Source organism: Luteitalea sp. (assembly GCF_022842525.1).
In the GTDB taxonomy this organism is placed as follows: domain Bacteria; phylum Acidobacteriota; class Vicinamibacteria; order Vicinamibacterales; family Vicinamibacteraceae; genus Luteitalea.
On record NZ_JALHPM010000120.1, the window covers coordinates 1 to 21,676 of the forward strand.

The following is a 21,676-nucleotide window of genomic DNA, read 5'->3' on the forward strand; positions in this document are numbered from 1 at the left end:
GTGAAAGAATGGGCCGTGACCAGAACGCTGCTGCTGCTCGGAACCCTCGCCCTCGCCTCCTGCAGTGCCGCGGAGAAACCGCGCATCGCCATCGCCGGACTCGCCATCGAGTCCAGCACCTTCTCGCCGGCGACCACCGATGAAGCGGCCTTCAAGGCCAGCACGGGGCAAGCCATCCTCGACACCTACCCGTTCTTCTCCGGGGCGGCGTCGCTGCGCGATCGCGCGGTGTGGCTGGGCACGGTGCAGGGACACGCGCTGCCGGGCGGCGCCGTGACCCGCGAGGCCTATGAATCCCTGATGCGCAAGACGCTCGACGGCCTGCGCGCGCAGCTGCCCCTCGATGGCCTGTTCTTCGACATCCACGGCGCCATGAGCGTCGTCGGCCTCGAGGACCCCGAGGGCGACATGATCGCGAGGATCCGGGAGGTGGTCGGACCGACGACCCTCATCTCGACCTCGATGGACCTGCACGGCAACGTGTCGTGGCGCCTGGCGGCCGAGTCCGACCTGATCACCTGCTACCGCATGGCGCCGCACGAGGACGAGATGGTCTCCAAGCAGCGCGCCGCCGAGAACCTGCTCGCGCGCCTCGAGAGCGGCAAGGGCCGACCGGCCTACAAGGCCTACGTCGCCGTCCCCGTCCTGCTGCCTGGCGAGAAGACCAGCACGCGGATCGAACCCGCCAAGAGCATCTACGCCGCCATCCCGGAGATCACCACGCGGCCCGGCATCATCGACGCCGCGATCTGGATCGGCTACGCCTGGGCCGACGAGCCCCGCAACCACGCTGCCGTGATGGTGACCGGCGACGACGAGGCGGCCGTCAAGACCGCGGCGGAGGGCCTGGCCGCCAGCTTCTGGGCCGCGCGCACGAACTTCGAGTTCGTCGCGCCGACGCTGCCGTACGAGGACGCGATGGCCCGCGCGCTGAAGAGCGACAAGCATCCCTTCTTCCTCAGCGACATGGGTGACAACCCGACGGCCGGTGGCGCAGGCGACGTGACCTGGACGCTGACGCGCATCCTCGAACGCCCCGAGTTCCAGCGTGCCGACGGCCCCTCCCTCATCTATGCCTCGCTGCCCGGCCCGGAACTGGTGGCGCAGGCGGTGAAGGCCGGCGTCGGCGGCACGGTGGCGGGCACCGCCGGAGCGGCCGTGGACGATCGGTATGCGCCACCGGTGCGCATCGCGGGGACCGTGACCGCCATCCAGAACGGCGACAAGGACGCGGTGACCGAGGTGGTGATCAAGACCGGCAGCGTCAGCGTGATCGTGACAGCCAAGCGGAAGCCGTATCACTACGAAGCCGACTTCACGCGGCTCGGGCTCGCCCCACGCAAGGCCGACATCGTCGTGGTGAAGATCGGCTACCTCCAGCCAGAGCTGTACGACATGCAGGCCGACTGGGTCATGGCCCTCACCCCGGGCGGCGTGGACCAGGACCTCGAACGCCTGCCCTACAAGCGCATCACGCGGCCCATGTATCCGCTCGACAAGGACATGCCGGACCCGGACCTGTCGGTGAAGTGGGTGCCGGCGTCCGACCGCTTCCAGTAGATGCACACCGTCGCCAGACTCGTCGCACTCGCCCTCGGCGGGGTCCTGCTCGCGTCCGCTGCCTCGCCCGGCGGACGGAACAGCGCGCAGGTCCCCACCGCTGTCGGACGCACGGACGCGCCTGCGCCGGGCCGGTTCGACGTCCACGAGGCCACCATCGCGCAGATTCACGACGCGATGCGTGGCGGGCACCTCACGTGTCGCGCCCTCGTCGCGCAGTACCTGCGTCGCATCGAGGCGCTCGACAAGAACGGCCCGGCCCTCAACGCCGTCGTCGTGACCAATGCCGAGGCGCTGGCGACGGCCGCGGCCCTGGACCAGCGCTTCGCGCAAAGTGGACTCGTCGGGCCGCTCCACTGCGTGCCCATGATCGTGAAGGACAACTTCGAGACGATCGGCATGCAGAGCGCCAACGGCTCGCTGTCGCTCGAAGGCTTCGTCTCGCGCAAGGACGCCTTCCAGGTCGCCCGCATCAAGGCGGCGGGCGCCATCGTCCTCGCGAAGTCGAACATGGCCGAGTGGGCCTTCACCCCGTACGAGACGGTGAGCTCCATCCTGCCCGGCTACACGAAGAACCCCTACGCGCTCGACCGCGTCACGGCGGGATCGAGCGGCGGAACAGCGGCCGCCGTCGCGGCAAGCTTCGGCACGGTCGGGCTCGGCACCGACACCGGCAACTCGATCCGCGGGCCCTCCTCGCACCAGGCGCTCGTCGGCATCCGCTCGACGATGGGCCTGACGAGCCGGGGTGGCGTGATGCCCCTGAGCCTGCTGGCCGACATCGCGGGGCCGATGGCCCGCACCGTCGAGGACGCCGTGCGTGTGTTCCAGGTGATCGTCGGGTCGGACCCCGAGGATCCCGCGACTGCGCCCGCGGACGCGCACCTGCCCCAGGACTACCTGAAGGCGCTCGATCGCGACGGTCTGAAGGGCGCGCGCATCGGCGTGCTGCGTGCCGCCTTCGACTCGGCGACCACCGATGCGGAGGTCCTGCGCGTGTTCGATCGAGCGCTCGCCGATCTGCGTGCGGCCGGCGCGACGATCATCGACCCGGCGCCGGTCCCCGCGCTCACCACGCAGCAGTCGCCTGCCGCAGCCGATACGTGCCGCTCGTTCAGGTACGAGATCAATCGGTATCTCGCGTCGCATGGCGACCGCGTGCCGGTGACGTCGCTCGCGGAGGTCCTGGCGTCGCGGCGCTTCCATCCGAGCGTCCGCCGCCAGCTCGAACGTGCCGCGGAGGTGCCGGATCACGGTCCGGACTCGGAGGCCTGCCGTGCCGACACGGCGTGGCGGCAGCACGTGCGCGACGCGGTGACGGCAGCGATGGACGCGCAGCAGCTCGACGCCTTCGTGTATCCGACGTGGAGCCACCCGCCGCGCCTCATCGGCGACCTCAACACGCCGCACGGGGACAACAGCCAGTTCTTCTCACCCGAGACCGGCTTCCCGGCGATCCAGGTGCCGATGGGCTACACCCGTGGCGACGTGTTGCCGGCAGGACTCACGCTCTTCGGACGCGCGTGGTCCGAGCCCACCCTGATCCGCCTCGCGTTCGCCTACGAGCAAGCCACGCGGCATCGTCGCGCACCGACGTCGACGCCGCCCCTGCGCTGACAAGGGTCCGTGACGTGCCCCTGCGCTAGACTTCGCGCATGTGGGACGCCCTGCGCCTCGACGTCCGACAGTCCGTCCGCAGCCTGCGCCGCGCGCCGACGTATTCCTTCATCGTCATCCTCACGCTGACGGTGGCTGTCGGCGCGACGACGGCCATCGGCAGCCTGCTCAACGCCCTCGTGCTGCGGACGGTCGACGTGCCGAACCCCGGAGAGCTCGTGGCCCTGTCGGCCCTCGATCCGCGGGCGAACGTCTCGGGTTGGTTCTACGCCGACACCCTGAAGGCCTACCGGGGCGCCCAGCAGTCCTTTGCACAGATGTCGCTGTACGACGGCGGGGGACTCGCGCGCGTGGAGACGCGTTCCGGCGTCTTCGAGGCCGTGACGGACACCGTGTCGCCGACCTACTTCGAGATGGTCGGCGCGCGTGCGGCGGCGGGTCGCTTCTTCGGTGACGCAGACGACGCGGTCGTCGTGATCAGCGAGGAGTTCCGTCGGCGCCTGTTCGGCAGTGGTGCCGGCGTCGGAGAGACGATCACGGTGGATGCGGTGCCGACCACGGTCATCGGCGTCACGGCGAACGGCTTCCAGGGGCTTCAATCGGGGCGACCGTCCGACATCATCGAGCCGTTCGACCGATCGCGGCCGCTGCGCTCGAGAGCGGTGGTCGGGCGTCTCGCGCGCGGCGTGTCCATCGACGCGGCACGCGCGGAACTGCGCGCGCGCTGGCCGGCGATCCAGGCGGAGACCCTGCCGGACAGCCTGCCTGAACCGGAGCGCGACGCCCTGCGTCGTCAGCAGCTGGACGCGGCACCACTCGTCATGGGCTACTGGGATCGGTCGTCCCGCTACGGCAGGACGCTCGTGTTGTTGCTGGGCCTGATGGCGATGCTGCTGACGGTCGCCTGCGCCAACCTTGCGGGCCTCACCCTGGCGCGCTCGCTGACACGGAGGCACCAGGTCGCGGTCCGTCTCGCCCTCGGCGCAAGCACGGCGCGCGTGTGCTGGCAGCTGCTGCTGGATGGGATCCTGTTGGCGGCCGTGGCATTCATCAGTGCGGTGCCGCTGGCATGGGGGATCGTGCAGGCGGTCAGGGCGTCCCTCATAACCGGCCTCTTCACCTCGAAGTTTCCGGACGTCACACCGGACATCCGCGTGCTCGCCCTGGCGGCGCTGACGACGCTCCTGATTGCCCTCGCCATGGGCGCCGTCTCCGCGTGGCAGTCGGTCACGGGTCGCGTCGACGACTGCCTCCGTCGCGGGCGAGGCACCAGCGCGTCGTTCGGTCGGATCGGGCGCGGCCTTCTCGTGGCGCAGGTCGCCCTGTCGATGACCTGTCTCGTCGGAGCCGGACTCTTCACGGCGACCCTGGCCCGCCTTCGCGCCAACGATACGTCGCTCCAGTCGCAGCGCATCATCTTCAACCGCGCGTATCGCGAACCGGGTGATCGCACGCTCTTGACCCCCGAGTACTACCGGGCGCTCGTCGACGGCCTTGGCCAGATGCCTGGGGCCGAGGCGGCCGCACTGTCGGTGTACTACCCCACGTACTTCCCCACCTCGGGTCCGCTGCCGACGGAGCACTACACGCGAGCCGACGGGGTTGCCGTGCCTGAGATCGCGGTGCTGCCGGAGTGCGTGTCACCGTGCTTCTTCGATCTGTTCCGACTGCCGCGGTTGCAGGGCCGCGACATCACGTGGGACGACGACCAGGGCGCACCAGACGTCGCGCTGGTCTCGGCGTCGGTGGCGCGCGCGCTGTTCCCCGGGGGCAACGCGGTCGGGCGGCATATCCGACTCACCGGTCCAGAGCCTCGCGACATCGAGGTAATCGGCGTGGTCGGCGATGCCCCCTACGGCAAGCTCGACGATCCGCGGCCATTCGTGGTTTTCCGGCCGATCCTGCAGGACCTGGAGCGGTCGCAGTTCCCGATGGCGTACGTCCGCGCCGCGAGCGGCGACCTGACGACGGTACGCGAGGAATACACGCGCGTCATCACCGAGCTGGGGCATCGCAGGCTGCGCGGGTTCATCACGTCGCCGGACTTTGTCGACAGCACGCTGTTGAGACAGCGCTTCACGGCAGGAGTGGCGACGTTCGTGGCGGCCGTGACGATGCTGCTGGCCTGCATGGGGGTGTACGGGCTGCTCGCGTACTCCGTGGCGGCGCGGCTTCGAGAGATCGGCGTGCGCCTGGCGCTCGGCGCCACGCGCCAGGCCGTCGTCTGGATGTTCCTGCGGGACGGTCTGGCGATCGCGGTGCCCGGCGTGCTGGTCGGTGCGGCGTGCGCGTGGTCCGCCGCCCGGATCGTCCGGGCCTACCTCTACGGCATCGAGCCCGGTGATCCACGCACGCTGCTGCTCGCCGCCGCCGTGTCCCTCGCGACGGTGCTCGCGGCGTCGTGGCTGCCGGCGCGACGCGCGTCACAGGTCGCGCCCGTCGAGGCCCTGCGCGAGGAATAGCTACCGCCTCCGCGTCATGTGATCACGGTGGTCCTGATGTCTCCCGAGTGGACGAACTTGCGGAAATAGCGGGCGGTCTTGTTCTCCCACTTCGGGCTGTGGTCGCGCAGGCCGTCGTGCCCGCCCCATGTGCCGGGGAACGCGCGGCGCGTGAGATCGGCGAGGGACACGGTGGGCGGGGCTGATGCCAGCGCTGCCTGATAGGCGTTGACGTCCGCGTCGGGCCCGGTGATCGCCGACAGCGGCGTGACCGTGCGGCGGCTCGGAAACACGAGCGGCCCCGGATCGCTTCCGGGCTCGGGTTCGGGCCCCGTCGAGGCGCCGTTGTCGGACGTCTCGTCCTCCGCATCGGCGAAGTGCTCGCTGATGGCCGTGATCAACAGCAGGAGCACGATGATCGGCGCGCCAGGGATGAGCCACGCCCATCCGGGAATCTTCCCGGGAAAGTCCGTCAGGATGTCCTCGAAATCCAGGACGTCGTGGCTGCCGGCGGTGAGGTACGTGGCGTGGCTGCCGACCGCGACGTACACCACGAGGTCGTCGCGGGCCCGATCCCGATCGAGCGGCAGCCGCTTCAGCTCGTCGTTGTCATTGAACTCCTCGTGCACGGACGTGATGATCGTGTGCGCGACGATCTCGTCGAGCGTCTTCGTCCCGGCGCCGAGTTCCTCCAGATCGCGGCGATCGAACACGACGCAACAGCCCTCGTTGTCGCCCTCGTGCTCGTTCGAGAAGATCGAGTCGGCGACCTGCAGGTAGTCGTTGAAGGCGTAGAGGAAGTAGTACTCGACGAACACGTAGTTGCGCAGGGCCTCCCACGCACGCCCGTTCAGCTGCCACGGCGGGGGGATGTCAGCCAGCGCGGCCGCCTGCGCGGCGGCATCACCCGCGTCGATCGCCGCGATGAGGCGGCGCAGGATGTCGCGCTTCGCACTCGTGGTGAACGGGACGGCGCTGCCCGGGACGGCGAGCCGGAACAGCGACGCGTCCACCGCGAACCGGCCCCAGAGCGCGTCGTTCGGTCGATCAGCCTGCAATTCGTGTTTCAGGGTCTCGAACAGGAACCGCATCTCGGCCCGGACGACGATCGGATGACGCGGGACGCGCGGGTCACCCGGTGTGGGGTCGACCAGGCCGGCCACGGTCGTGGAGGCGCCGAACAACTGCGTCGATCTGTCGAACCCGCCGCCATGGGTATACACACTGCTCGATGACAGTCGCGCCTGCACCTCGGCCCCTGTCGTGGGGTCGGCGAGCACGGCGGTGGTGAGCGCACTCGCCGGCACCGTGTCCGATCCCGTGCGGATGATGGGCGGCTCGAAGCGCGCGTTGCCGACCTGGATGCGCAGCGTGTCCCGCGTCGCCTCGTCGAGCGTCGCCATGACGGCCGGCGGCACGGCGAACATCGCCTCGAAATCGACCGGGTGGAAGCGCTCGGCCTCGTGAAAGCGAATCTCGGGAGACCAGGCGTCCGCCAGTTGCACGACGGTGTCGTGGCGCAGCGGCCCCGTCAGATTGAACGCGCTCGACACGGCCACGTCGGCATGGGCTTTCAGATCAAGCATGGGGTCCTCCGACGGCATGTGCGGCCACGGCCAGGTCGCGGACGAGTTCGCTCAAGGGTGTCAGCCGCGATTCGTACAGGCGCCTCAGCGGTTCGAGCGCGGTGATGCAGGGCAGGTCGACTCGCGTCGACGCCTCCTCGGCCTTCGCCAACAGCGTGGCGTACCTCGCCGGATCGACCGCCTGCAGCAACGCGAGAAACGTGCTGGCCTGTGCGACAAAGCGGTCGGCGTCGGCTCGCTCCTGGCCGAGCATGAAGGCGACGAACGCGCGCCCCGCCTGCACGGCCGCCTCGTGCGCCGCGACGGCCTCGGCTGAGAACGGACTGTGGGCCTGCCCCGCGGTCCAGCGCCGGGTCCAGGTGGTCACGGCGGTCGCCATCAGCTGCCGCGCCTCGACCATCGCCGCACCAGTCAGCCCCTCCACTTGCTTGGCGCAGTCGGGGTCGATCGGCAGTGGACGCGGGAGCGGGAACAGATCGTCCAGCAGGCGTGTGGCATCGTCTTTCCGCAGGACCTTCACGGTGAAGCGACGGACACGCATCCGGGGCGGGGCTGGTGTGACGCTCAGAGAGTGATGGCCGACGAAGATCGTGGTGATGGGCAGCGACAGCCCGGGCTGCAGTGCTGGCTGGTAGGCGCGCAGCACGTCGTTGACCCACATCGACCCTTGCCCGTGCGTGTGCCAGCGAAGATGGAGCCGGAACAGGCCGCTCTCGGCGTCGAGCGGAATGCTGGCGGCCATGGTGGTGCCACCGACCCGGAACTGCAGTCTGAGCAGCGGGCCAATGAAGTCCGCGATGACGCGAACCGCCTGCCCGTCGAGCCGGACCTGCACGTCCACGGGGTCCTGCGCGCTGCCGAAGACGATGACATCGAGCCGGATGTCGATCCCGATCACACCGAGGAGCGTGCGCTCGAGCGCATAGCTGAGCGAGTGCCCCGGCGCGATCGCGTAGCCGCGCTGCTCCGGCGGTGGCGTCGGCTGCACGGCGAGACCGTTCGGCAGCGCCGTCAACGCTCCGGGTGGGGCGCTGAAGTTCGCCGGATTGCCGTCGAGGAACTGGTGGTGGAACACCGGAGTCCAGACCTGCATGCGCTCGTCTCCTGTCTGCTGTACCAGTACGAACGCTGGCCAGGCGAGAACAGCACAGACGACACGAGACCGAGTGGCAGGCTCTGCGGTGAAGGCGCGATCAGAACACCAGGGCCGGCAGCAGCACCCCGCCGAACACCAGCCACGCCACGAGCAGTGTCCAGACGACGTTGAAGCCCTGCGCCAGCGTGAAGGCCGCGAACGGACGGCCGTCCTCGAGCGTGAGCAGGTCACCCAGTCGCGTCTCGATGCCGATCGAGACGAACGCCAGCGAGAACCACAGCGTCCGGATGGCCCCGATCGAGGCCTTGGTCTCGGTGACGATGGACGCGGGCACGAGGAACGAGAACGAGTTCCGTCCGCGCCGCGTCCCGCAGCCAGGTGGCGGTGCCAGCGACATGTCCCACCGCCAGGCCGATGACCAGCGCGAAGATGACGTACTCGATGCCCCAGCGCGAGGCGGTGGCATGGCCTGCGAGCCAGATCGACAGCCAGGCCAGCGCAAAGACGACGATGAAGCCGCGGGTGAAGGGAAGGATCGCCTGCCCCTGGGCGCGGAGGCCGGCAAGCGCGAGGGCCCACACCAGCAGTCCGGACACGATCCAGGGCGTCAGCACCGCGACACTCCACGGCGCGGTCCAGGCCACGGCGCCGCCCCAGCGCAGCGCCGGCAGGACCGGCAGCACGCCGGTCGCAGTGATGACCAGCACGATCAGCCCGAGCCAGACGGCCAGCCAGTCTTCATGGGCCCACCATCGCTGTGCGCTAGCGGTGCCGATGGGCGGCGTGAGCGCCGGAGTCGTCGGTTCGTCTGTCGTCACGGGCATGCGTGTGTCTCGCCTTTCGCCCGCGATGGTATGTCATGCCTGCAGTAGGATCGACAGCCATGCGCATGCACGCCGACGCGACCGTGAGTCGCCGCCATCGTCTCGCGACGCCTGGCGGCCTCCTGTGGCTGACAGGCGTCGCCCTGACCCTCACCGCGCTGGCCGACGTGGCGGCACAACCAGCCGTGCGACGCGTCCCGCTCGCGGACATCGCGGGCCTGCGCCCCCACAACGTCGCCGTGTCGCCCGCCACCCTGAACGGCCGCGCCGGCGTCCGCATGACGATGAGCGACGAGGCGCGCGCGCGGTTCACCGCGCTCACCCCGGCACAGCGGGAAGAGGCGGCGCGCACCGGCCAGACGCTCGAGCAACTCGCCGTCATCGACGGCATCTCGTTCGGCAACGGCACCATCGAGGCCGAGATCGCCGGCGCACCGCAGACCGGCACGTTCGAGGGGGCCCGCGGATTCGTCGGCATCGCTTTTCGTGTGCACGAGGACCTGCGCACGTACGAGGCGTTCTACCTCCGTCCGACCAATGGGCGCGCCGACGACCAGGTCCGGCGGAACCACGCGGTGCAGTACATCTCGCACCCCGCCTGGACGTGGTCGCGGCTGCGAACGGAGTTCCCGAAGAAGTACGAGTCCTACGTCGACCTCGAACCCGGCGTGTGGACGAAGGTCAGAATCGAGGTGCAGGGTACGCGCGCCAGGCTGTTCGTCCACGACCAGCCGCAACCGACCTTGATCGTCAACGATCTCCGGACTGGCGCTGACGGGCGTGGCGGCATCGCGCTGTGGATCGACGTCGGCACGGAGGCGCACTTCCGCAACGTCGTGGTGACGCCAGCGAAGCCCTGACTCAGGCGCCCTCCGCACGCGGTCGCAACGCCTCGAGCGCCTCGCGCGTGTCCTCGGGCCGCAGGCCAACGTTGCCGATCGGCAGGTCGCGCCGGCCGTCGGCATCCGGCGGGCCGAGCATGAGGCCCAGGAATCGCGATTGCTTCGCGCGCACCCAGACGTCCGAGGTATCTGCGATCGAGAGGACCACCGTGCGCGCCAATCCGGAACTCCCGGCTGAACGGCGCTCGATCGACATCGGCCCGATCTCGGACCACGGCACGAAGACCGCCGGTTCGACCTCGCTGGTGCCGAGGAAGAACAGGCCACGCGCGTCGGCGGCGAGGGCGATGTGCGGACGCCACGTCCTCGGCCGCACCAGGACGATGGCAAAGACCAGGAGAAAGGCGCCGAACGCCCCTTCGGCGATGCCGGCCTGCCCGCGTGCGACCCACACACCGACCAGCACGAGACCACCGAGCACCACCGCCAGCGCGAAGGCCAGCAGCGGCCACAGCAGCCGCGTCGGCGTGCGATGCAGGTAGCAGGGCGCGCCGAGCGTCGCCAGGGTGGCGGGCAGCCCGGCAGGCCGGGACGGGAGGAGCAGTCGGGGCATGCGCGGCATCAGGGCTGCAGGTAGAGTCCGGCTCCGGGGCCGACCGGCAGTCCCGCGAGGATCCAGAGCACGAGCATCAGCGTCCAGCCGATGAAGAACGTCACCGAGTACGGCAGCATCGTCGCCACCAGCGTGCCGAGACCCGCAGCCGGCTGGTAGCGCTGCATGAAGGCGATGATCAGTGCGAAGTAGGTCATCATCGGCGAGATGATGTTGGTGGTGCTGTCGCCGATCCGATAGGCGGTCTGCGTGAACTCGGGGCTGTATCCGAGCAGCATGAACATCGGGACGAAGACCGGGGCCATGAGCGCCCACTTGGCCGAGGCGCTGCCCATGAAGAGGTTGATGGTCGCCGAGACGACGATGAAGGCGACGATCAGCGGAATGGTGCCGAGCCCCGAGGCCTGCAGCGCCGCCGCCCCCTTGATCGCGAAGATCAGCCCGAGGTTGGTCCAGTTGAAGAACGCGACGAACTGGGCGGCAAAGAACACCAGCACGAGGTAGACGCCGAGCGTCTCCATCGCCTTGCCCATCGCCCGAACGACGTCACTGTCGCTGCGGACGGTGCGGGCGCCGATGCCGTACGCGAGGCCCACCACCAGACCCGTGAAGAAGATCAGCGCGACGATCCCCGACATGAAGGGGGAGCGCAGGAGGCTGCCGGTCTGTGGATCCCGGAGAACGCCGGACTCCGGCACCGTGCCCCACAGCAGCAGCGCCGAGACGACCAGCGCGGCAGCCGCCGCGAACACCAGCCCCCGCTTCTCCGCCGGCGTCAGCGTGGTGGCATGCGCATCGGTCTGGCCCTCGCCCGTGTAGGCGCCGAGGCGCGGCTCGACGATACGCTCGGTCACGACCGTGCCGAGCGCGGTGATGAGAAAGGTCGAGACCGACATGAAGTAGTAGTTGGCCGAGGGGTTGACCTCGTAGGTGGGCGTGATGATGCGCGCGGCTTCTTCCGACAGCCCGGCCAGCAGCGGATCGACGGTGCCGAGGAAGAGGTTGGCGCTGTAGCCGCCCGAGACCCCGGCGAAGGCCGCCGCCAGCCCCGCGACCGGGTGCCGCCCGACGGTCAGGAACATCAGCGACGCCAGCGGAATCAGCAGCACGTAGCCGACCTCGCCGCCCACGTTCGACATGACCCCGGCAAACACGATCGTCATCGTGAGCAGGCGAGGTGGCGCGGACAGGACCACCAGCTTGAGCGCGGCGCCGATCAGGCCGCTGCCCTCCGCCACCGCGATGCCCAGCATCGCGACCAGCACGGTGCCGAGCGGCGCAAAGCTGGTGAAGTTGGTCACCATCTCGGTCAGGATCCGGTGCAGGCCGGTGATCGAGAGCAGGCTGACCGGTTCGATGACCTGCTTCGTGCCGGGATGCACGACCGACAGATCGAACTGCGCCGCCAGCGCCGAGACGAGAATCACCGCGAGCGCCATCAGGGCGAACAGCGTCGCGGGGTGCGGCAGCGCGTTGCCGCCCCGCTCGATCACGCCGAGGAAACGCGAGAGAAGCGTACGGGCAGGCACCGTCTCGGACATGGGGGGATTCTAGCGTCACGGAGCGGACGAGGGCCCCGCACCCGCTCCGCCTAGCTGTCGAAGCCTCGCAGGTACGGCACGTGCGGCGGCCGCGCGCCCGTGCTGAACTGCGCGCCCCGCGTCGAGCGGTAGGTCATGTCCAGAAACGGGGTCTCGACGCGGCGTCCGACCGGCGAGTAGCGGCCATTCTCCCAGTTCGAGTCGAGGGTGTTGGTCACGATGCCGGTGGACAGCAGCAGCCGCTCGGCCTCGAACGGCTCCTTGCCGGTGACCATCGTCTCGGTAATCCAGTGCGGTTGCGCGTTGGAGGCATGGTACTGGTCGAAGGGGCCAGGCCAGCCGAGCATCGAGATGATGGTCGGATCGGTCTGCCCGGCGATGTCGCCGGCGTACGTCCATCCGGCGCCGCGCCCCGAATAGATCGCCGCGGTCGTCCCGTCCCGATACTCGACGATGCAGACGTTGGGCGCCTTGTTGTCCTGGAAGTGTCCCGGCGCGAGGTCGAGTCGTGTGCGCACCGACTCGAGCAGGCGGCCAGCCCACGGGTTCCGCTCGGTCCAGGCCCAGGTCTCGGGACCGCGAATCCACTGCACGGCCTTGACGCCCGTCTCACCACCCGCGCGGCGTTCGACGAAGGCCTGCAGCACGTCGACGCAATGGAACAGGGCGCCCTCGTCGGACGCGCCTCCGACCACGACCGACGCCCGGATCGGCGTCTCGACCGCGAGCTCGATCTCTGGCGTCCGGAAGTAGATCGGGATGGATGACCCGCCGGTCAGCGGGAACTTCAACGCACGGGACTTGTCGAACATCCACTTCGCCTCGTCCCAGTTGTACGAGAGATGCTTGTCGTTGAAGACCGGCACCGAGCGTTGGCTCTGCTCGAAGACCGTGACGACCTGCTGGTAGATCCACCACCGCGGCAGCAGCCACTGCCCCTTGAGATTGATCGGATACTCGCCGTGCTCGCCGACGATCACGACACCGTCGACCGCGAGTGCCGTGCCCCCGAGCGTGACGGCGCCGGCGACCGTGTCGAACACGGGAATGCCCTTGGCCTTGCAGACCTTCTCGCCGAGCGTGCTGGTCTGCCGCTGGTGCATGTAGACCGCCGCGACGTCGACACGCGATGGCGTATGGGCGCCCTGCCACCAGTAGCCGTCGATCAGCTTGGTGACGATCCAGTCCGCGTGCGATCGCGTCGCCCCCCAGTAGCTGACGAGGCAGGCGATGCGAGGCTGCCTCGGCGTCGTCTGCGCACCTGCGCTGGAGGCAAGGCCGGTGAGCGCGGCCATGCCGGTCAGGCCGGTGGTCGCCAACATCTCGCGCCGCGTGGGTCTGTGTGCCATCGGAGTCCTCCTCGAACGCGGTGGCGCTAGCGCGCCTTGCTGGTGACCTGCCTGAACACGCGCATCAAATTCCCGCCGAGGAACTTGCGGATGCGCGCCTCCGAGTAGCCGCGGCGGATCATCGCCTCGGTGATCAGCGCCAGATCGCGCACGTCGCGGATGCGGCCCGCCGGCGTCGGGCCGCCGTCGAAGTCGCTGCCGAGTGCCACGTGGTCCTCACCCACCAACTGGATCGCGCGATCGACCACGCCCACCCAGTCGTCGACCGACATCAGCAGGTCGTCCGGCGCGCGCGGCTCGACCAGGGGAAACTGCGGAGCGACTCGCCGATCGATCTCGGCCATCGACAAGCGGCTCCTGTCGCCCGCGACCTCGGACGTGTCCCAGAAGGGCTTGCCGGCCTGCTTCGTCAGCCAGTCGAACTGGGCGCGGTTGTGGAACGCATTGCCGATGTGGAAGCCGATCACCCCGCCCTTGGCCGCGAGCTTCTTCAGGAGGTCGTCGGGCATGTTGCGCGGGATGTCGTTGAGGCTGCGCAGGCCGTGGTGCGTGGCGACGATCGGATCGGTGCTCACCTCGAGCGCCTGCGCGAGCGTGGCATCGGACGCATGCGAGACGTTGATGACGATGCCGAGCCGGTTCATCTCGCGGACGACCGCGCGGCCGTGATCGGTGAGGCCGTTCCAGCGGGCAGGCGCACAACACGAATCGGCGTACTCGTTGCCCCAGTTGTGGGCGGGCAGCTGCACGACGCGCAGGCCGAGGCGATGGAGCGCCCGCAGCACGTCGAGGTCGCCATCGAGATCGAAGCTGCCCTCGAGATCGAGGACGGCGGCCATCTTCCCGGCGCGGTTGATGCGCGCGATGTCGTCGGCGTCGCGCGCGAGTTCGACGACGGCGCTGTTCCGTTCGATCTGGTCGAGCGCCATGTTCATCAGGCGCAGCGTCTGCTTGGTCTCGTAGCGCGCCGGGTAGTACGGCTCCATCACGTACAACGTCATCATGAAGGCGTCGACACCGCCTTCCTTCATGCGCGGCAGGTCCACCTGGCCGTCGGGCAGGCGGTCGCCGATGCTCCCCCCGAGGTGCAGCTGGCGGTTGATCATGTGGACGTGCCCGTCGAAGACGAACGCGTCGTGATGCAGGCGGCGGGCCGCCTCCGACACGGTTGGTGCGTCCTGCGCGTGCGTGGCCATCACCAGCGCGAACGGCAGGGCGACGGTGGCGATCCGGGCTCTCATGGGGGGCCAGAGTACTCCTGCGGACGACCTGGCGAGAAGTCGACCCGGCCCGCACGCGACCGATGGGCCGCCGGATCCGGGCGGCCCTGAACGGCTATCATCCCGTTCCGGGAGCGTTCCCCATTCGGAACGCTCGAATCCGAGGAGCCGTCGCATGAGGATGTCCGTAGTGCTCGCCTGCCTGCTGGCGGGAGCGATCGTGAGTGCGCAACAGGCGCAGACCCCACCGGCGCAGCCACCACCCGCGCCGACCGGTTACGACGACACGCCGATGCAGCCCAACGGCAAGTGGCGCATCCATGACGGCAAGCGGCCGCAGCCGCGGGTCGTGACGCCCGGGCCGCTGGTGTCGCTGGCGCCGCCGTCGGACGCCATCGTGTTGCTCGGGACGGGCACCGACCTGAGCCGCTGGCAGATGACGCAGGGCGGTGGTCCCGTGAGCTGGCCCGTCGAGGCCGGCGTGATGTCGAGCGGCAAGGGCATGATCCGCACGACGCAGGCCGACTTCACCGACTACCAGCTGCACGTCGAGTTCGCCACGCCGACCGAGGTCAAGGGCAACAGTCAGGGCCGCGGCAACAGCGGCGTGTTCCTCAACGGCGTGTTCGAGATCCAGGTCCTCGACAGCTACGAGAACGTGACGTACCCCGATGGCCAGGCGTCGGCGATGTACGGCCAGTTCCCGCCGATGGTCAACGCCTCGCGCAAGCCCGGCGAGTGGCAGGCCTACGACATCGTCTTCAAGGCGCCGCGCTTCAAGGGCACGGCCCTCGAGACGCCGGCGATCGTCACGGTGCTGCACAACGGCGTCACGGTGCACGCCGCGCAGGCGTTCCTCGGGCCGACCGGGCACAAGCAGATCGGCACGTACACGCCGGCGCACGCGAAGGGCTTCATCGGCCTGCAGGACCACGGCAATCCGGTGCGCTTCCGCAACATCTGGATTCGCCCGCTCGCCGAGGCGCAGTAGCCGGGCGCCAGGCGGGGCGTCATCGCTGCAGGCGGAACGTCTCGATCACGGCGGTGATGGCCGCCGGTTGCTGCGCGCGCTGCGGATAGTAGAGGAAGAACCCCGGGAAGACGTCGTTCGTCACGGCCGGTCTTGGTCGGGCGCAGCGGTGGGGCGGACCGATCGAGGAGATCCGGCCCGGCGACGTCGTGTGGATCCCGCCGGGCGAGACGCAGTGGCACGGGGCCGCGCGGGGGTTGTACGGTGGAAGCGTGACGACGCCGAAACCGTCCAGCTCGGCCGGTCCTCCCGCCAACGCCTTCATCGTCATCGACGGACGACGGTGGCGCGCCTCGGATCCGCAGATCCCGCCGAATCTCCGGCAGGAGCTGGTCAACGAGTTGATGGCCGCGCGGCGAGCGGTACGGGACGCGGACACCGAGGTCGCTGTCCGCGCGAGTCGACGCCGCGTCAGCGATGCCAAGGTCGCCCTCGGCGAGCGCGGTCATGCGTGGTGGCTGCCACCAGACCCGGCGGCGATGACGCGCCGCATCGAAGCCACGGCGCGCGCGCTGCTCCGGAGTCGTGCGCCGGATCGCACCATCTGTCCGAGCGACGTGGCCCGAGTCGTGGGCGCAGGCGCCTGGCGGGCGCTGTTACCGGTCGTGCGTGACCACGCCGTGGCCATGTCCGGACGGGGCGCACTGGAGATCCTGCGCGGTGGCCAGCGCGTGACCGACGAACCGACGCGGGGTGTGCTCCGGTATCGGCTCGCGCCGGGCGGCACGGACGGGGCGTGACGCGGCGTCGACAGGTGGCAGCGACGTCACGCCAACGCAGCGCCGCAGTCACACTCGCGTTACACACGGTGTCGACACTGGCCTCCGATGACACGGCTCACGCTCGTTACGCTGATTGCCTCGATGTCGCTCGTGGGCGTGCCGGCCATCACCACGCAGGATCGGCCGGGGGCTGATCCGCCGCCGGTCATCCTCACAGGCACCGTGACCGGTGCCGACAAGGGCACCTATCAGGCGCATGCGTTCGAGGTCCCGCCGGGCGTCACCCGGATGGACGTCGAGTTCACCCACGCGCACAAGGGTGAGGGCACACAACTGGAAGTCGGGCTGTTCGATGCCCAGCGCTTTCGAGGCACCAGCCGCTTCAGCAAGGAGCGGTTTCATCTGGGCGAGTTCGAGGCCACGCCGTCGTACGTTCCCGGACCCATCGTGGCAGGCACGTGGCGCCTGTCGCTCGGGATTCCCGTGGTTCGCGCCGGCGAGGGATCGACGTGGCGTGCGACCATCCGCATGTCGACGCGGCGCACGCCACGCGAGGGCCTGGGCGCGGTCCTGAAGCACGAGCCAGGCTGGTATGTCGGCGACCTCCACGCGCACACGCTGCACAGTGACGGCTTCGGCTGCGTCGACCCCGGGACGACGGACGCCCGAGGGTGCCAGCTGTGGGAAGTCGTCGAGGCCGCGCGGACACGCCGGCTCGACTTCCTCGCGGTCACCGACCACAACACGACCACGCATCACGCCGACCTGGCCACGCTGCAGGAGAGCCTGCCATCGATGCTGCTCCTGCGCGGGCAGGAACTGACGACGTTCCACGGCCACGCGAACATTTATGGCACCAGTCGCGTCATCGACTTTCGGCTGGGGTTCCGTCAGCGTTCGATGATCGACGTCGTGGAGGATGTCCGGCGCGAGGGTGCGCTGCTCTCGATCAATCATCCGGCGCGCGAGACCGGCGATCGCTGCACCGGTTGCGGATGGGATGCGCCGCGCACGCCGTGGGAGCGCATCGACGCGATGGAGGTGGTCAACGGCGGGGTCATCGAGGGTCCCACCGCCGGCATGCCGTTCTGGTACGCGAGGCTCGACGAGGGACATCGCATCACCGGCGTTGGTGGCAGTGACGACCATTCCGCCCGCTCGCCGCGAGGGCGCGTCGGCGCACCAGCCACGGTCGTCTTCGCCGCCGAGTTGTCGGAGGCGGCCCTCCTCGACGGCATCCGCGCCGGACGCGTCCACGTCCGGACCCGCGGTCCGGAGGGTCCACTCGTCGACATGGCAGCGAGCTTCGGCGATCAGCGTGTCGCGATGGGGAGCGTGATGCCGGCCACGTCGGCGACGGGCCGAGCCAGGTCGGTCCTGCTGCAGATCCGGGTCGACCGTGCGGCGGGCCAGCAGGTCGAGGTCGTGCGCAGCGGCGTTGTCGTCGCCACGATGCCGATCGAGACGGCGAGCGCCGAGTTGACGCACTCGGTGCGGGTCTCGACCGGCCAGTGGGTGCACCTGCGCGTCCGGGACGGCCAAGGCCTGGCGGCCTTCGGCAATCCGATCTATTTCTAGCTCCGGTGCGGCAGGTCCGTCAGTCCTTGCTGGTGGTCTCGGGCCCCACCGGCTGCGCCGGCTGCCCCTCCGACTCCATGTTGGCTTCCTGGTCCTGCAAAGTGCCCTGGGGCTTGCTGGCAGGGTTGGCCGGATCCACATGCGTCTCGGCGTGCGCCGCGTCGCCGGTGTGGCCTTCGCCCGCCGCACTCAACGGCTGGCCTTCGTCGCTCACATCGGGTCTGGGTGATGCGGTCATCGGGTCTCCTCGGTCATTCGATTCCGGTACAGGTGTAGCCAAGCTGCTCAGTCGCGCCCGGCTTCGGCGTGCTCTTCCATCTTCTTGAACTCGGCGACCCCATCGGACTTCCGGGGGTCGTCTTCGGTCGGCCGGCCCTCGGACTCCGGTTCGGGCTGAGCCTCCGCGTCGCGCGGCGATGACTGGGCCGCCAGCGGTCCCTCGACGGTGCCGTGCGTCGGCGAATCGCCCTCGACGGGTGAGACCTCGGGCTGCTGATTGCCGGCGGCTGACGAGCCAGTGGCTGGGCGTGGGGATTCGCCGTGCTGAGATTGGTTCGGGTCGAACATCATGTGCCTCCGCACCTGCCAGAAGCACGTCTCGTGCCCACGGTCGTCCAGGTGTTCTAGAGTTGGGCATGCTCGATGCTTTCCTCACGCGACGCCAGGCCATCGCCGCGCTGGCGGCGACCGCCGCGGCTCCCCTGGTCTCGGCGTGCAGCCGAGAGGCCACGTCACCGTCGTCCGCCGCCGCGCCGGCCGCGCAGGCCGACGCCAGTGCGCGCGTGCTGCTCGCCGAGATCGGCAACAGCCTGCTCCGCCTCGCGCCCGAGATGGCGACGTCGCTCGGGCTGGACACCGGCGCGCTCGCCAGCCTGCGATCGCAGCTGATGGACCGCTCGGCCGAGGGCCAGCAGCGCATCGCCTCCCTGTTGCGGCGTGACCTGGATCGCGCCACGGCGTTCGATGCCAGCGGCCTGTCGCATGCCACGCGCACGAGCCTGCAGGTGGTGCGGAGCGCCTATGCCACGGCGCTCGACGGCTTCGCGATGCCCTATGGCGACGTCCCCGTCGGCGGCTGGCGCATCACGCCGTACGTCGTCATCCAGAACGTGGGTGCCTACCTCGACGTGCCGCGCATGCTCGATGCCGAACACCGCGTCGAACAGGTGGCGGACGCCGATGCGTACCTCGCGCGGCTGCAGTCGTTCGCGACGCAGCTGGCCGGCGAACTCGGGCGCCTGAAGGCCGCACGCGCCCACGGGCTGGTGGCGCCGGGGTTCCTCATCGACAAGGCCCTGGTCCAGCTGCGTGCCGCCGAGAAGAGTGCCCGGGAGGGTGGTCCGCTCGTCGAGTCACTCGCGCGGCGGACGACGGCCATCCCTGGCCCGTGGGCCGATCGCGCGCGCACCATCGCCGCGACGGCGATCGCTCCGGCGCTCCAGCAGCAGATCGCGGAACTGCAGGACCAGCGCGCGTCGGCCACCGAGGACGCCGGCATGTGGGCGCGCCCCGATGGCGAGGCGTACTACCGCTGGGCGCTGCGGGCCTCGACGACCACGCGCATGTCGCCCGACGAGGTCCACGAGATGGGTCGGCGCGAGCTGCAGCAGTTGCAGGCGCGCATGGACGAGATCCTGAAGACGGTCGGCTACACACAGGGGACCGTCGGCGCCCGCATGCAGGCGTTGGCGAAGGACCCGCGCTACACGTTCCCCGAGGGCGACGCGGGCCGCGCCGAAATCCTGGCGTTCATCCAGGACCGCCTCGAATGGATTCGCGCGCAGATGCCCCGCGCCTTCAACACGCTCGTCACCCCGAACATGGAAGTGAAACGGCTGCCGCCCGACGAGGAGCCGGGCGCACCCGCGGCGTACGGCGGCGCCGGATCCGTCGACGGCACCATCCCCGGCCGCTTCTGGATCAACCTGCGGACGACCGATCTGCACAGCAAGTACAGCCTCGCCGACCTGACGTTCCACGAGGCCATCCCCGGGCACATCTGGCAGGGCGAGTACACCCACGAGATGCCGCTCATCCGGCAGATGCTCGCCTTCAACGCCTACTCGGAGGGCTGGGCGCTCTATGCCGAGCAGCTCGCCGATGAACTCGGCGCGTTCGAGAACGACCCGGTCGGCCGCCTCGGCTATCTCCAGTCACTCGCCTTCCGGGCCTGCCGCCTCGTCGTCGATACCGGGCTGCACGCCAAGCGCTGGACGCGCGCCCAGGCGGTGCAGTTCTTCGTCGACGTGAACGGATCGAATCCGCTCGAGGTCGCCTCCGAAGTGGACCGCTACTGCTCGTGGCCAGGCCAGGCGTGCGGCTACAAGGTCGGGCACACCGAGATCGTCCGCCTGCGCGACCTGGCCAGGACCACGCTGGGGACGGCCTTCGCCGACAAGGCCTTCAACGACACCCTGCTGCTGGGCGGCAACGTGCCGCTCGACGTCCTGGCGGGCAACGTCGAGGCCTGGATGCGTGCCGCGCGCGCGTGAACGGATGACGCGGTCGCTTTAGAAGCGGAACTTGTAGGCCCACTTGACCAGTAACAGGCGGTTGCGTGGCGCCAGCTGTGGTGACGCGAAGCGGTCGCGGATTTCGTCGTACACGAGATAGATCTCGCTGCCCGGGAGGTACTCCCACCCCACGAGCACGTTGGCCGACAGCCGCTGGTCGAGATCGTTCCACTGGATGTACGACTTGACGAACAGGTCGGTCGTGAAGGCATACAGCACCCGATTGCTCACCGTCGTCGTGTCGAAGGCGCCGTTGGGGTGCTCGACGGTGTTGTAGGTGTAGATCAGGTCCACGGCGAGATTGGCCGACGGGTGGACGGCGGTCGAGAGCAGCACCTGCCGGCGATCGCCGCCCCAGTAGTCCATTCGCGTATAGGTGGCGATGCCCGACACGGGCCGGCTGGCGTTGCTCTGGAACGACAGCTGATGGGACCGGTTGGAGTAGTCGCCTGGCCCGATGGTGATGGGCCCGACGCGGAAGGGCACCGTGATGCGCTCCCTGGCCGGGCCATAGGCGTACCCTACCCTGTCGTTGGACTCCAGCGTCACGTCGGCACCGGCCGTCCCGCGTCGCCCGAGGAAGCCGTGGTCGTAGAACGCGTCGTGCACGAGCGACCCGGTGTAGATGACGTTGCGCACGACCGCCCGGTTGATCCACTGCGTGTAGCCCGCATCGACGGATGACCGTCGCAGATCGTTCTGCGTGACGAAGCCCATCTCCGGCACGAAGTCGGGCCCGATGGCGTAGTGACGCACGTCGGCAACGATGTTCTGCTTCGAATACATCAGACGGCCGATGCCGACGCCATCGTTGCGGGCCCCCGAGGGATTGAACGTCCGCGCCAGCAGCACTTCGCCCTTGAGCGCCGGCGTGAACCACAGGTTGGCGTCGACGCCCGCCAGACGACTGAAGTCGTGCTCGCTGCGCTGCGTATTGGTGACGATGGCGCCGATGCTGCTGTTGGTGAACAGGTTGCGCTTGACGCGCAGCACGCTGTGGTTGGTCGAGGGCGCCGTGACCGCTGGCCCGCCGGGGATGGGCAGATCGGCGCGCTCGGTCTGCACGTTCATCACGCCGACCGTGTACTGCCCCACGCGCCCGGACAGCTTGCCCGCCGCGAGGATCGGCACCTGCTGCCCGTCT

At 69.4% G+C, this 21,676-nt stretch carries 19 protein-coding genes; 8 read left to right on the plus strand and 11 right to left on the minus strand.

The genetic code is table 11. From position 1 onward, the window contains the following. Positions 1–27: 27 nt before the first annotated feature. Genes Q0C41_RS20585 through Q0C41_RS20595 form a run of 3 tightly spaced genes read left to right on the plus strand, consistent with a single transcriptional unit; the run spans position 28 to position 5,639 of the window. Positions 28–1,560 (plus strand): M81 family metallopeptidase, encoded by a 1,533-nt coding sequence (locus Q0C41_RS20585; protein WP_367079264.1) that lies wholly within the window; start codon positions 28–30, stop codon positions 1,558–1,560. Further along, positions 1,561–3,177: an amidase family protein gene (locus Q0C41_RS20590; protein ID WP_291986951.1), complete on the plus strand. Its 1,617-nt coding sequence runs from the start codon at positions 1,561–1,563 to the stop codon at positions 3,175–3,177. Positions 3,178–3,215: 38 nt separating this feature from the next. Next, a complete protein-coding gene (locus tag Q0C41_RS20595) occupies positions 3,216–5,639 on the plus strand; it encodes an ABC transporter permease (protein ID WP_291986952.1) in 2,424 nt (807 codons plus the stop codon). 14 nt (positions 5,640–5,653) lie between these two features. Here the strand turns inward: Q0C41_RS20595 and Q0C41_RS20600 are convergent, their stop codons facing one another. From Q0C41_RS20600 to Q0C41_RS20615, 4 genes are all read right to left on the minus strand, one after another. Continuing rightward, on the minus strand, positions 5,654–7,204 hold the full coding sequence (locus tag Q0C41_RS20600) for a hypothetical protein (RefSeq protein WP_291986954.1): 1,551 nt from the start codon (positions 7,202–7,204) through the stop codon (positions 5,654–5,656). Continuing rightward, a complete protein-coding gene (locus tag Q0C41_RS20605) occupies positions 7,197–8,297 on the minus strand; it encodes a hypothetical protein (protein WP_291986955.1) in 1,101 nt (366 codons plus the stop codon). The genes Q0C41_RS20600 and Q0C41_RS20605 overlap by 8 nt, the downstream gene beginning before the upstream one ends. A 100-nt stretch (positions 8,298–8,397) precedes the next feature. Then, positions 8,398–8,634 (minus strand): hypothetical protein, encoded by a 237-nt coding sequence (locus tag Q0C41_RS20610; RefSeq protein WP_291986957.1) that lies wholly within the window; start codon positions 8,632–8,634, stop codon positions 8,398–8,400. Further along, a complete protein-coding gene (locus Q0C41_RS20615) occupies positions 8,528–9,124 on the minus strand; it encodes a hypothetical protein (protein ID WP_291986959.1) in 597 nt (198 codons plus the stop codon). The genes Q0C41_RS20610 and Q0C41_RS20615 overlap by 107 nt, the downstream gene beginning before the upstream one ends. A gap of 59 nt (positions 9,125–9,183) precedes the next feature. On the opposite strand from Q0C41_RS20615, the gene Q0C41_RS20620 reads away from it, so the two are divergent. Next, positions 9,184–9,984, plus strand: a complete 801-nt coding sequence (locus tag Q0C41_RS20620) for a hypothetical protein (protein ID WP_291986961.1) — start codon at positions 9,184–9,186, stop codon at positions 9,982–9,984. Between the two features lies 1 nt (position 9,985). On the opposite strand, the gene Q0C41_RS20625 is transcribed toward Q0C41_RS20620, so the two are convergent. The 4 genes from Q0C41_RS20625 to Q0C41_RS20640 are packed head-to-tail and all read right to left on the minus strand — an operon-like array spanning position 9,986 to position 14,710. Then, the gene (locus Q0C41_RS20625; RefSeq protein ID WP_291986963.1) at positions 9,986–10,579 is read right to left on the minus strand and encodes a hypothetical protein; all 594 of its coding nucleotides are present in this window, start codon (positions 10,577–10,579) and stop codon (positions 9,986–9,988) included. 8 nt (positions 10,580–10,587) lie between these two features. Next, on the minus strand, positions 10,588–12,120 hold the full coding sequence (locus tag Q0C41_RS20630) for an AbgT family transporter (RefSeq protein WP_291986965.1): 1,533 nt from the start codon (positions 12,118–12,120) through the stop codon (positions 10,588–10,590). Positions 12,121–12,170: 50 nt separating this feature from the next. Further along, positions 12,171–13,469, minus strand: a complete 1,299-nt coding sequence (locus Q0C41_RS20635) for a hypothetical protein (protein WP_291986967.1) — start codon at positions 13,467–13,469, stop codon at positions 12,171–12,173. Between the two features lie 26 nt (positions 13,470–13,495). Continuing rightward, positions 13,496–14,710, minus strand: coding sequence for a dipeptidase (locus Q0C41_RS20640; protein WP_291986970.1), 1,215 nt, complete (start codon positions 14,708–14,710; stop codon positions 13,496–13,498). A 154-nt stretch (positions 14,711–14,864) separates the two neighbouring features. Here Q0C41_RS20640 and Q0C41_RS20645 point away from each other — a divergent pair, with 154 nt between their 5' ends. The 3 genes from Q0C41_RS20645 to Q0C41_RS20655 all read left to right on the plus strand — a co-directional run bounded on the left by Q0C41_RS20645 (position 14,865) and on the right by Q0C41_RS20655 (position 18,019). Beyond that, positions 14,865–15,680 (plus strand): DUF1080 domain-containing protein, encoded by an 816-nt coding sequence (locus Q0C41_RS20645; RefSeq protein ID WP_291986972.1) that lies wholly within the window; start codon positions 14,865–14,867, stop codon positions 15,678–15,680. Positions 15,681–15,931: 251 nt separating this feature from the next. Beyond that, the gene (locus Q0C41_RS20650) at positions 15,932–16,459 is read left to right on the plus strand and encodes a DUF3253 domain-containing protein (protein WP_291986974.1); all 528 of its coding nucleotides are present in this window, start codon (positions 15,932–15,934) and stop codon (positions 16,457–16,459) included. 87 nt (positions 16,460–16,546) lie between these two features. After that, positions 16,547–18,019 (plus strand): CehA/McbA family metallohydrolase, encoded by a 1,473-nt coding sequence (locus tag Q0C41_RS20655; RefSeq protein ID WP_291986976.1) that lies wholly within the window; start codon positions 16,547–16,549, stop codon positions 18,017–18,019. 19 nt (positions 18,020–18,038) lie between these two features. Here the strand turns inward: Q0C41_RS20655 and Q0C41_RS20660 are convergent, their stop codons facing one another. Beyond that, positions 18,039–18,257, minus strand: a complete 219-nt coding sequence (locus Q0C41_RS20660) for a hypothetical protein (protein WP_291986978.1) — start codon at positions 18,255–18,257, stop codon at positions 18,039–18,041. Between the two features lie 47 nt (positions 18,258–18,304). Next, positions 18,305–18,586: a hypothetical protein gene (locus Q0C41_RS20665; protein WP_291986980.1), complete on the minus strand. Its 282-nt coding sequence runs from the start codon at positions 18,584–18,586 to the stop codon at positions 18,305–18,307. 68 nt (positions 18,587–18,654) lie between these two features. Between Q0C41_RS20665 and Q0C41_RS20670 the strand changes: the two genes are divergently transcribed. Continuing rightward, complete coding sequence (locus Q0C41_RS20670; protein ID WP_291986982.1) at positions 18,655–20,511, plus strand: DUF885 family protein; 1,857 nt, start codon at positions 18,655–18,657, stop codon at positions 20,509–20,511. Positions 20,512–20,529: 18 nt separating this feature from the next. On the opposite strand, the gene Q0C41_RS20675 is transcribed toward Q0C41_RS20670, so the two are convergent. Further along, positions 20,530–21,676: hypothetical protein (locus Q0C41_RS20675; protein ID WP_291986984.1), on the minus strand; the 1,147-nt coding region annotated here is incomplete at its 5' end.

Coding starts and splice junctions, on each gene's coding strand:
- Q0C41_RS20600 (WP_291986954.1), bottom strand. CDS start 7,204: ATGCTTGATCTGAAAGCCCATGCCGACGTGGCCGTGTCGAGCGCGTTC.
- Q0C41_RS20605 (WP_291986955.1), bottom strand. CDS start 8,297: ATGCAGGTCTGGACTCCGGTGTTCCACCACCAGTTCCTCGACGGCAAT.
- Q0C41_RS20630 (WP_291986965.1), bottom strand. CDS start 12,120: ATGTCCGAGACGGTGCCTGCCCGTACGCTTCTCTCGCGTTTCCTCGGC.
- Q0C41_RS20615 (WP_291986959.1), bottom strand. CDS start 9,124: ATGCCCGTGACGACAGACGAACCGACGACTCCGGCGCTCACGCCGCCC.
- Q0C41_RS20590 (WP_291986951.1), top strand. CDS start 1,561: ATGCACACCGTCGCCAGACTCGTCGCACTCGCCCTCGGCGGGGTCCTG.
- Q0C41_RS20660 (WP_291986978.1), bottom strand. CDS start 18,257: ATGACCGCATCACCCAGACCCGATGTGAGCGACGAAGGCCAGCCGTTG.
- Q0C41_RS20595 (WP_291986952.1), top strand. CDS start 3,216: ATGTGGGACGCCCTGCGCCTCGACGTCCGACAGTCCGTCCGCAGCCTG.
- Q0C41_RS20635 (WP_291986967.1), bottom strand. CDS start 13,469: ATGGCACACAGACCCACGCGGCGCGAGATGTTGGCGACCACCGGCCTG.
- Q0C41_RS20625 (WP_291986963.1), bottom strand. CDS start 10,579: ATGCCCCGACTGCTCCTCCCGTCCCGGCCTGCCGGGCTGCCCGCCACC.
- Q0C41_RS20665 (WP_291986980.1), bottom strand. CDS start 18,586: ATGTTCGACCCGAACCAATCTCAGCACGGCGAATCCCCACGCCCAGCC.
- Q0C41_RS20620 (WP_291986961.1), top strand. CDS start 9,184: ATGCGCATGCACGCCGACGCGACCGTGAGTCGCCGCCATCGTCTCGCG.
- Q0C41_RS20655 (WP_291986976.1), top strand. CDS start 16,547: ATGACACGGCTCACGCTCGTTACGCTGATTGCCTCGATGTCGCTCGTG.
- Q0C41_RS20645 (WP_291986972.1), top strand. CDS start 14,865: ATGAGGATGTCCGTAGTGCTCGCCTGCCTGCTGGCGGGAGCGATCGTG.
- Q0C41_RS20670 (WP_291986982.1), top strand. CDS start 18,655: ATGCTCGATGCTTTCCTCACGCGACGCCAGGCCATCGCCGCGCTGGCG.
- Q0C41_RS20640 (WP_291986970.1), bottom strand. CDS start 14,710: ATGAGAGCCCGGATCGCCACCGTCGCCCTGCCGTTCGCGCTGGTGATG.